This window comes from Actinocrinis sp., from assembly GCF_035653575.1.
GTDB lineage: Bacteria > Actinomycetota > Actinomycetes > Streptomycetales > Catenulisporaceae > Actinocrinis.
The window spans coordinates 1-9,487 of sequence record NZ_DASRBQ010000024.1 but is presented as its reverse complement, the minus strand read 5'-3'; the positions used below and the strand labels follow the sequence as shown (position 1 = coordinate 9,487).

The window sequence follows — 9,487 nt, the reverse complement described above, 5'->3', positions numbered from 1 at the left end:
CCGGCGCCGTGGAACAGCACGATGTGGGGGATCGCGCAGCACTACGGGTACGGTTCGGGATCGACGAACTACGTTGCGATCTGGAACGATGCGAAGAACGCGGCGCTGAAGGCCAAGCGCGGTCAGCCCACGAACATACAGCCCGGCGATGTCGTCTGGGTCCTGCCGAAGTAGGGATGAGGGAAAAGGGATGGCGCTGCGTCCGGAAGTCTCGTTGCCGGTCGGGCTCGCGACCGCGGCTGTCGTATGGGTGGTCTATGATCACGCGCTGCCGAACATCACGGACGCGCGGGTCGGCGGCCACAACGACGATCATCTGTGGGCTGCGGAGAAGCAGGCCGGCCTTGTGTCGGTGGCTGTGGTCGGCGGGATCTCGCTGCTGGCGAAGGACCCGACCGTGTTCATCATCGGCGGCGCGATGACCATCGCCCTGTCGTGGTGGCACCGGCACGCGAACATGGTCGATCCCGCGACGGGCAAGCTGAACCTGGGCGGGATGGGCGGCCCGGTGCGTACGCCCGACATGTACGGCAACGGGTAAGCCGTGGCGACCGCGGGAACGTCGGGCGCGCCTCCCACACCGGGGCCGGCCGGGGCGAAAGCGGTCGCGACGGACGGCGCGTTGGCGTATCTGGTGGCCGGCGCCGGGTTCGCCGCGGCTGCCGTCCCGACGATGGTCGCGATCTGCCTTGCCGAGTCCGGCGGGGACTGCTTCGCGGTCTCGGACGCCGGGGACTACGGCGTCGCGCAGATCAACTACAGCGCGCACAAGGAGCTGTTCCAGCCGCTGTCGGGGCCGGTGGCGTGGGCGTTCCCGGATCAGAACCTGAAGATGGCTCTTGAGGTCTACAACGAGTCGGGTTCGTTCAAGCCGTGGGTGACCTACACCTCGGGGGCGTACGGGGCGTTCCTCAGCCGCGGGCAGAAGGCCGCTTCCGCCCCGTCGAAGCAGGACGCGGACACGCTGCTGGCGGACGTGGGCGCGCAGATAGCGGCGGCTGCTTTGGTGAAGACCGCTCAGGGGCTGCCGGTGCCCACCTCGAACACGCCTCCGCTGGTGCGCGTGCTCGAAGTCGTGCTGGGTGGTGTCATCCTGTTCATCGGGCTGCAACGGCTCGCGAAGCCGGTGACTGCTCCGGTGGTCTCCGCGGCCAAGACCACGGCGAAGAGTGCGGCCAAGGCGGCGGCTGTCGTGGCCGCGTAAGGAAGGGCGGGAGCATGAAGCAGGTCAACTCGCACGGGCATCCGATCCCGGCGCACGAACGGGAGCTGCTGGCCGGCGCGCTGCCCGCGCGCATCGATATCGGCGACGTCCTCCAGGAGAAGGAGGCGCCCGACGTCGAAGCGGTGCTGATCAGGTTCAACGGGCCGCAGCCGGTCCACGATCAGCCGAGTAAGGCGGGCGCGCCCTTCTCTCAGGTCGTGGGGCCGGCCGGTGACACGATCCTGGGCAAGGACCCGCGCCGCAAGCGAACCGTGATCATCTCCACGGACAATCCGTTCTACTACTCGACGAACGCGCAGCCGAAGCCGTCTACCGCGTCGGCGTGTCTGTGGCCGGCGAACGTCCCGCTGGAGCTGCACAACGGCGACGCGGTGTGGTGCGCCTACGCGTCGGGGGCGAACAACCTCTCGACGCTCGGTATCGTGGTCGAGCTGTACGCCGACTGACCATGGCCAACGTCGAAGATCAGCGCATTCCGTACAAGGACCAGCTGTTCTATACGACTCAGCCCGGTGACGTGGGCGGTTTCCCGGTCGTCCAGTTCTCCCCGATCCCGGCGAAGATCAAGATCCGGCTGCGGATGGTCACGTTCCTGGACGGCTCCGGGATCGGCTGTACTCAGGTGCTGTTCTTCACCCCGGTCGTGTTCCCGGTCAACGTGATCGCGGCGTTCGTGGACTACACCGGGACCGCGGGCAACGTGAAGTCGGGATCACAGGTGGTGGACGTGATCCTCCAGGGACCGACCACGATCAAGGCGCAGTTGGTATCGGTGACCGCTGCTAATCAGAGCTGGGGTTTCGCCCTGTGGGGCGAGTATCTAGAGATGGGAAGTGGCTCAGGTGCCGTATCTTGACCTTGACCAGGGGACACCCGGCGGAGTGAACCCGGCCGCGCCCGGTTTCGTACGCATCGGGCGCGGTACGCCCGGCCTGGGCGACGCGGTGACGATCGACGCGACCACGGGCGCGATCGTGACGGCCGGCCCGGTGCAGTCCGGATCGAGTCTCGCCCTGTCGGGCGCCGCGACCGTGACCGGTGTCTCCACGTTGCAGTCCCTGGTACCGGGCTACACGCTGCCGGCCGGGTCGCTTGCGGCCGGCCAGATTTTCGAGTTCGAGGCGTGGGGCGTGGTGACCACGACCCTTGCCGCTCAGACGGTCGATCTTGCGCTGTTCCTCGGCGGGATCGGCGGGACGAACATCCTGGACATGGGGGCGCAGCAGCCCAACTCCGGCGCGGCGGTCACGAATGCCGCGTGGGGCATCCGCGGTACGGTGCTCGCGCTGGACGCCACGCACATGACCGCGGTCGGGTGGGACTTCTACAACTTCTTCCCCTCCGGCTGCAACCAGAAGTCCCCCGTCGTGGTGAGCAACGCGTCCGCGGCTCAGCTGGTGCTGGGTGTCACCCCGTCCGCCGCGGCGGTCTCGATCACGGCGAACGGCGGGTATATCCGGCGGGTGCAGTGAGGTGGTTCGAAACGCAGGTGGTTCAGACCATCCCTAACCTGCTGGCCTCTCCCATCCTGCTGACGATCGGTTTCGTGTGGCATCATCGGCGCGTACTGCGCGCGCTGGACGAGCGGTTCGGCGCGATGAGACGGCACGTGGACAAGGCCACGGGCACACAGGAGGCGGGCGAGCATGACGGTAGTGATCCCGGAGACCAGCGGGGGCGATGAGGCCGCGGCCATGGCGTCGGGCGCGGCGCTGAACGAGGCGCAGCACGCGAGCGAGGATGCCGCGGAGGCGAGCGCGACCGCGGAGGCCGCGGCATCGCAGGCGGAGTACGCGGCGGAGACCGCCGGCCGGGCCGAAGTCGCCGCGGTCGAGGCGCAGTACAACGCGGAGGACGCTCAGGCGCGGATCGGATGGCTGGAGGCGCGGGTCATGGAGCTGGAGGCCGCACAGGAGCAGACGGCGGAAGTTGCGGCGGAGGCTGAGGAGGAGGCCGCAGCCGCGCCGGAGAAGGTGGAGAAGGCCGCGGAGGAGGCCAAGGAGGAGAAGAAGGAGGAGGCCGCCGCGGACGAGTCCGGCTCTGAGGAGAAGCAGGGCCGTTCGTACGGGTCCTCCACCTGGTTCGGGTCGAACCACCGGTAGGCGCTTGCAGTCTTCCTGTAATCAGGGAAGACTAGGGGTATGACGGAACCGAAAGTCAAGACGTCGCTGGAGCTCCCGGCGACGCTCGCGGAGAAGATCAAGGCGCACATGACGCCGATGGATCTTCCTATGACCGCGGTTATCCGCCACCTTCTGACGATCGGCCTGGACGCCGTGGACAACGAGCACGACGGCTCTCTGTCCGCGGCGGTCCAGGCCGTGCGTGCGAAGGAGGCGAAGTAGTGGACACCTCGTTCACGTGGAACGTCCAGACGACTCGAGTCGTGCGCGTCCAGTTCGCGCCGACCGGTCAGGACACGATCGAGCTGAACGTCACGGAGGAGAACGCCGAAAGCGTCGCCGCGGAGCTGGAGCAGGTGGCCGCGGCCATCCGCTCCAGCCTCAACGGGTCGATGCCGGCGCGCCCGTACGTCACCTCGTACCCGCAGCCGGCGCACGCGATCGGCGGCGGACTGGTCCCGGCCGCGCCTCAAGGCGCGTGGTTCGCGCAGCCGGAGGACCCGCGATGACGCCGGATCAGGCATCGAAGGTCGTGGAGGCCGTGCGGGATCTGGCCAGGCACGGCCTGGAGGACAAGAGCGTGGGCGCGGCGCGCGAGTGGGCGCGGGAGCTGCTGGAGCTGGAGGAGGTGGACCTGTCCTACTACCCGGAAAAGCCGCTGCTGTGGGAGTTCCCGGACCGGGAGGAGGAGACCAACCCGCGCAGCGGCTGGTCCTTCGACATGAAGGAGCTGCCGCCGGAGCGTATCTGTGTGATGTGCGTCGGGACGTTCACGGACCCGGAGGCGGTCGTCCAGGCGCGCAACGGCCTGGGCGTGCCCATCGCGCACGTGAAGGACGTTTACCAGGGCATCCGGCATGCGGTCAACGGGATGACGCTGTTCACGCAGCACGGCGCCATCCTGCCGATGATCGCTATCACGGTGCTCAACAGCTCCCCGCTCTGCGCGCTGCACATCCGCGAGGTAGAGCTATGAGCTTCCCCGGTATCGAGATCCGGCTCACCGGGCCGGGCGGGACGTATCTGTACACGAACTCGCTTCAGGCTTACCTGCAGGCGAAGCTGACGGCACGTCCGGAGGACCCGGAAGGATGGTCCGATGTGGTCGGCGGTGAGCCCGGCGACCCGAACGCGTTCCGGCTGGTGGGCGACCAGACGTTCCGGCTGGAGTTCCGCGCGCTGGACCTGACGCTCCCGCCGGACTGGCGATTCGAGCACACCGACCCGGACGACGAGGAAGACGAATCGCTCGCGTTCGATCTGACGTTCGACCCGTCGCAGTTGTGCGCGGTCTGCGTGGCCGGCCTGATGCACTCCGACTACGGACCGCCGCTGAAGGCCACCGACCACACCGGGAAGTTCATCAACACGTACGGGGTCGAGATGACGGTCGAGTGGGCGCGCAAGCTGATCGCCCGCGGCGGGAAGCTCTACACCCCGGAGTCGCGCGAACTGCCGCTCTACGCGGCCACCCTGTACCGCGGTACGCCGCTGTGCGCGTACGACGTGGAACCCGCGCTCCGCGGGACCAGCCGATTCAAGTTCTAAGGAGCCTGAGATATGAAGTGGTCGGATATCGCCCCGTACATCGGTCCGACGCCGAACGAGCGGCCGGGCGGTATGGAGTCGATCGAAGGTGTGGTGCTGCACATCCAGCAGGGCAACGAGGCCGGCTCGATCGCGTGGTGCCAGAACCCGGCCTCCCAGGTGTCGGCGCACTTCTTCGCGCCGAAGGTCGGGCGCCCGGTGCAGATGGTGGACACCAGCGATGAGGCGTGGGGGGAGGCCGCGGGCAACGCCCGGTGGCTCTCGATCGAGAACGAGGGGTACAGCGGGCAGCAGCTCACGGCGGACCAGATCGAGGCGTGCGCGCAGATCCTGGCCCGCGCGCACACCGTGTACGGCGTCGCTCTGGTGGCCACGGACGACCCGGCGCGCGGCGGTCTGGGGTGGCACGGGATGGGCGGGGACGCGTGGGGCGGTCACCCGGACTGTCCCGGCGAGCCGGTCAAGGCGCAGCGCGCGGAGATCATCGCGCGTGCGGCGGCGATCGTCGGACTGCCCAACCCGCCGGCCACCTCCGCGCCCCCCTTCCCCGGTCGCACGCTGATCTACAGCGCGGAGAGTGTGCCCCAGATGCATGGGGCCGACGTGAGCACGTGGCAGGACCGGATGCGGGCGCGCGGCTGGAGTATCACCGTGGACGGCTGGTATGGACCGCAGTCGTGGCGAGTGTGCGAGGACTTCCAGCGGGACTCGACCGCGCACGGCTGGTACCTCCAGGTGGACGGGATGGTCGGGCCGCACACCTGGTCCGCCGCGTGGGAACGGCCGGTGTCGTGAGGATCGTGACGCTGGAGGAGGGAGAACACCTGATCGCCCTGGAGCTCCACACGCACCGCGCGGCGGATGAGGACACGGAGATCGGTACCGTCCTGATGGCGCTGAACACGATGGAGCTGAACCGGATCGAGAACCGCGCCACTCAATCCGGCCATGTCCTTCCCGGATATGCGGCGGAGGCGTACGCCGGTCCGTTCCGGGTCATGATTCGGGTGATCACGTGAGCGGCTGGACACCGTGGCGTAAGTCTCGCTCAGAAGCGCAGCCGGAGGAGCCGGCCATCGACACTGAGCCGATGAAGGTCACGCTGGACAGCTGGCCGGCCAATCCGATCCGGGTCGAGCACAAGGTCACGTACGCGGAACGGCCGGCGCCTCGCCCTCCGCACACGATCGTGATCTGGCTGGAGGTCAACAACGCGCCGGTTACCCCGCGTCTCAGCGTCCCGCTGCGGCCGGGCCAGTTCGCTGACTCGTTCGAGATGTCAAGGTACTGGGACTTCCAAGAGATCAGGGAACGGCACGGCCACCAGATCGTCCTTCGGTTCGAGACTCAATGGGGGTACCGGTGAGATACCTCGCTCAGGCCGCGATCGGGTTCGGTGGCTGCGGTGTGATCGTCGGCGTGGCGTTCCTCGTGGCGCGGCGGTGGGCGCGGATTCTAGGCGCCGATGGGCCGGAAGACACTAGCAAGACCAGGTAAAAGGGCTATAGTCAGCCTTACCGCGATCATTACGCAGGACGCCCCCGGACTGGGAATCCGGGGGCGTCTGCTGTAAGGACGGCTGCCCTCACGAGCACAAAGATGGGAGGACTGTACCACAGTGACAGGGGTGGAACAAGCGCCGGGCGGTACAGGGCGCATCGCGTGGTGGCAGGACTTCAATGTGTGGTATTCGGAGTCTGAGGTACGGTACCGGGACATTCCCCGGCCGCAGCCGCTGATTCCGGAGCTGCTGTTCCGCGGTACGGCGGCGATCCTCGCGGCCGGCCCGAAGGTCGGTAAGTCGTTCCTGGCGCAGCAGTGGGAACACTTCCTCGCGTACGGCCGGCCGTTCGGCGGGTGGGGCGCTCAGGAGCGGGTCCGGTGTCTGATCCTGGACCTGGAGGGAGACGCGGGTATCACGCAGGACCGCTCCCGCTCGATCTCTCCGCTGGGCGTGCTCGACGGAGAGAACCGGTACGGCACCGGGCGCGCGGCGGACCTGATCGACTACGTTCACGAGTGGCCTACGGCTCACGGGACGTTCCGGGAGCGGCTGGAGCTGCTGGACAAGGTGCTCACGGAGGCCGCGGCCTCCGGCGCCCCGTACTCGTATGTGCGTGTCGACACGATGAAGCTGTTCATCGGGAAGAACCGGAAGAACGAGAACGCGTACGACTTCGACGCGACGAATGCCGCGTGGGTCAACAAGCTGGCCGGTAAGCACAACGTCAGTATCCTGATGCTGCATCACCTGAAGAAGGACGGCGGGGAGGAAGACTGGGTAGAGCGGCTGTCCGGGTCGATGGGCTCCGCCGGCTCCGTGTCCACGATCATGTATCTGGAGCGGGCGCGCGGCGCGGAGACCGGGATCTTGCACGTGGCGTCCCGGCGCGGCATGTCGTTTGATCACCCGATGCGGTACGACGTGCACAGCGGTCTGTGGGAGTTCGCTCCGGATCTCACGCTCGCGGAGGCGCAGCACTCCAGTACGCCGCGGCTGATCCTGGAGTATCTGGCCAAGCACCCGTCCGCGACGATCGCGGAACTGCGCGCGGATATCCCGGCCACCCCGCAGACCATTGACCGGGCGCTCCAGCGGCTGCGTCAGGAGAACACGATCGACTACGCCGGGAAGCTGTGGACGCTGACGAACTCGCCGGCCAACCGGCGCGCTCAGGAGCCGGTACCCGAGTCGCTACCATGGGCGGACCGGCCGGAGCGACCGGCGCCCGTACCCGCCGCGCCGAGTGCGGGCGCTCCGGCCGGGTTCGAGCACGTGTCCTCCGCGCTGCTGAACGAGGCCGCGGCGCCGGACGGCGCGGCTGAGGCGTTCGAGCCGGAGCAGCTGCCGGAGATGGCCGGCGGGAACGGCGCGCTCCAGCAGCTCATGGAGATCACGAAGCAGTCCCGTTTGCACGCGGTGTGGAAGCTGCCCGATGTGCAGAAGGAGCACCTGGGGTACGACGCGGTGTGGCTCGGTGGCAAGCCGAATCAGTACACGATGTTCCCGGCTCGCTGCCCGGACTGGTGCTCGCTGGTCAAGGTGTTCGACCGTAAGGCCGCGTACCCGCAGTCGATGAAGGCGTGGGTGGTGCCGAACGTGCTGCGGCGGTTCGGGCCGATGGAGTACGCCGAGATCCGCGCTCAGCGGCTCGCCGGAATGTTCATGGTGACCGCGCAGAGCTGGAGGCACGGGGACGGGCTGCCGAATCCGTTCGGGCCGCTGGTGGCCGGAGAGAAGGCGCTGATGCCGCGCGCCACGCTCGATTGGCTCGCACAGCTGGCGGACCGGGAGCTGATCGAGGTCCCGAAGGTGCTGTGGTCTCTGGCCGGGAAGGGCTCTGAGAACCTGCTGGCGCCGTGGGGACAGTGGATGCTGGACCAGCGCCGGTCCGCAACGAGCGCGGAGCAGCTGGCCGCGCGTAAGGCGGAGCAGAACAGCGCGTTCGGGTGTCTGCGGATCGTGGACCCGGACAAGCAGCCCGGCCCGGTCGATCGGTGGGACTGGCAATACGGCGTCATCGGCGCGCACTACGCCGCGATGGGACGCGTCGCCATGGCCGCGATCGACGCCGGGGACCTGGTGCTCGCGGTCGGCAACACGGACGAGATCGTGTTTGCGGTCCCGGCCGACGCGGACCCGGAGACCTGGGTACCCGAGTCGATGCGTGAGCACGTGGACAAGCACCGGTTCTCGATCAAGTACACCCGGCCGGTAGCCGAGTGGTTCGACGATCCGCGCCGGACCAGCCGTGGCTGAGCGACCGCCCGGAGCAGCAGCACTCGGCGCCGCGGTACTGGCCATGCTCTCCAAGCAGGGAGCGGCGCCCCCGCCGGCCCGTACGGTACGTCAGATGCTCGCGTACCTCACCTCCGTGAAGACCGGAGCGAGCGAACTCGCGGTAGCGCGCCGGCTGCACACACAGCCGGCCACGCTCAAGCGGTGGCGCTCCGGCGCGGTCGCCCCGAACCCGGCGCACCGATCGTCGATCTTGGAGGAGTTCCGCCGGACGTGGAACTTCAACAACAGATATCAGAACATTAAGAAGGTTGATTCGGCCAAGATCAAGATTACGGGCACTCCACTAGGCGCGATCACCATTCAGAATCATCCGCGTTCTTCGATACTGGTCGAGAACGACCGTAAACGTTCATGGGTTGGTATACGGCGCGCGACGGATGATATCGAGGCATACGACGAATTCGTAAGCGGCGTGCTCGCTCACAGCCCATTACCGCATATCGCGCCCGACTACTTGTGGTTCCATGTCGGTAACTTCCGGGTGCAGGTGGCTTGACAGCTCCCTGCACTTCCGATAAATTCAGAAGTGCAGGGAGCGGAGGCAAGCTCCTAACCGAACGTCCATCGGTAGCAGTCATCCGGTAACGTAAGAACCCTGATGACAGGGCGGAGCGCTGGACGATCCGCTCCCTGTGCTCGACTAAGGAGGCCGGCCAACGTGTCGGCGTACCGGGTAAGGTGCCCGGAACCGGCCTCCTTGGCAAGCCGGCCGCGCACCCCACCCCGCGCGGCCGATGGCCGGGTCAGGAGACTGATACAACACGGACGACGGTCCGGAAGAGTGAACCG

The 9,487-nt window shown here is 67.6% G+C and carries 15 protein-coding genes; all 15 read left to right on the top strand.

Going from position 1 to position 9,487, the window contains the following annotated elements; translation table 11 throughout:
* Positions 1–190: 190 nt before the first annotated feature.
* The 15 genes from VFA06_RS04080 (at position 191) to VFA06_RS04010 (ending at position 9,194) form a co-directional block, all read left to right on the top strand.
* Positions 191–541, top strand: a complete 351-nt coding sequence (locus tag VFA06_RS04080) for a hypothetical protein (RefSeq protein WP_324839024.1) — start codon at positions 191–193, stop codon at positions 539–541.
* A 3-nt stretch (positions 542–544) separates the two neighbouring features.
* Positions 545–1,204, top strand: a complete 660-nt coding sequence (locus VFA06_RS04075) for a transglycosylase SLT domain-containing protein (RefSeq protein ID WP_324839023.1) — start codon at positions 545–547, stop codon at positions 1,202–1,204.
* A gap of 14 nt (positions 1,205–1,218) precedes the next feature.
* Positions 1,219–1,671, top strand: a complete 453-nt coding sequence (locus tag VFA06_RS04070; RefSeq protein ID WP_324839022.1) for a hypothetical protein — start codon at positions 1,219–1,221, stop codon at positions 1,669–1,671.
* 2 nt (positions 1,672–1,673) lie between these two features.
* A complete protein-coding gene (locus VFA06_RS04065; protein ID WP_324839021.1) occupies positions 1,674–2,081 on the top strand; it encodes a hypothetical protein in 408 nt (135 codons plus the stop codon).
* Positions 2,068–2,697: a hypothetical protein gene (locus VFA06_RS04060; RefSeq protein ID WP_324839020.1), complete on the top strand. Its 630-nt coding sequence runs from the start codon at positions 2,068–2,070 to the stop codon at positions 2,695–2,697. The genes VFA06_RS04065 and VFA06_RS04060 overlap by 14 nt, the downstream gene beginning before the upstream one ends.
* Before the next feature lie 174 nt (positions 2,698–2,871).
* Entirely contained in the window at positions 2,872–3,327 is a 456-nt protein-coding gene (locus tag VFA06_RS04055; RefSeq protein ID WP_324839018.1) for a hypothetical protein, read from the top strand.
* Between the two features lie 39 nt (positions 3,328–3,366).
* Positions 3,367–3,570, top strand: coding sequence for a hypothetical protein (locus tag VFA06_RS04050; protein ID WP_324839017.1), 204 nt, complete (start codon positions 3,367–3,369; stop codon positions 3,568–3,570).
* Positions 3,570–3,857: a hypothetical protein gene (locus tag VFA06_RS04045; protein WP_324839016.1), complete on the top strand. Its 288-nt coding sequence runs from the start codon at positions 3,570–3,572 to the stop codon at positions 3,855–3,857. The genes VFA06_RS04050 and VFA06_RS04045 overlap by 1 nt, the downstream gene beginning before the upstream one ends.
* Positions 3,854–4,324, top strand: coding sequence for a hypothetical protein (locus VFA06_RS04040; protein WP_324839015.1), 471 nt, complete (start codon positions 3,854–3,856; stop codon positions 4,322–4,324). The genes VFA06_RS04045 and VFA06_RS04040 overlap by 4 nt, the downstream gene beginning before the upstream one ends.
* Entirely contained in the window at positions 4,321–4,896 is a 576-nt protein-coding gene (locus tag VFA06_RS04035) for a hypothetical protein (RefSeq protein ID WP_324839014.1), read from the top strand. The genes VFA06_RS04040 and VFA06_RS04035 overlap by 4 nt, the downstream gene beginning before the upstream one ends.
* 12 nt (positions 4,897–4,908) lie before the next feature.
* Entirely contained in the window at positions 4,909–5,691 is a 783-nt protein-coding gene (locus tag VFA06_RS04030) for a peptidoglycan recognition protein family protein (RefSeq protein WP_324839013.1), read from the top strand.
* Positions 5,688–5,915: a hypothetical protein gene (locus tag VFA06_RS04025; RefSeq protein WP_324839012.1), complete on the top strand. Its 228-nt coding sequence runs from the start codon at positions 5,688–5,690 to the stop codon at positions 5,913–5,915. Before VFA06_RS04030 ends, VFA06_RS04025 begins: the two co-directional genes overlap by 4 nt.
* Before the next feature lie 71 nt (positions 5,916–5,986).
* Positions 5,987–6,262, top strand: a complete 276-nt coding sequence (locus tag VFA06_RS04020; RefSeq protein WP_324839011.1) for a hypothetical protein — start codon at positions 5,987–5,989, stop codon at positions 6,260–6,262.
* A 261-nt stretch (positions 6,263–6,523) separates the two neighbouring features.
* Complete coding sequence (locus VFA06_RS04015; protein WP_324839010.1) at positions 6,524–8,656, top strand: AAA family ATPase; 2,133 nt, start codon at positions 6,524–6,526, stop codon at positions 8,654–8,656.
* Positions 8,657–8,750: 94 nt separating this feature from the next.
* Positions 8,751–9,194: a hypothetical protein gene (locus VFA06_RS04010; RefSeq protein WP_324839009.1), complete on the top strand. Its 444-nt coding sequence runs from the start codon at positions 8,751–8,753 to the stop codon at positions 9,192–9,194.
* The last annotated feature ends 293 nt before the right edge of the window (positions 9,195–9,487 follow it).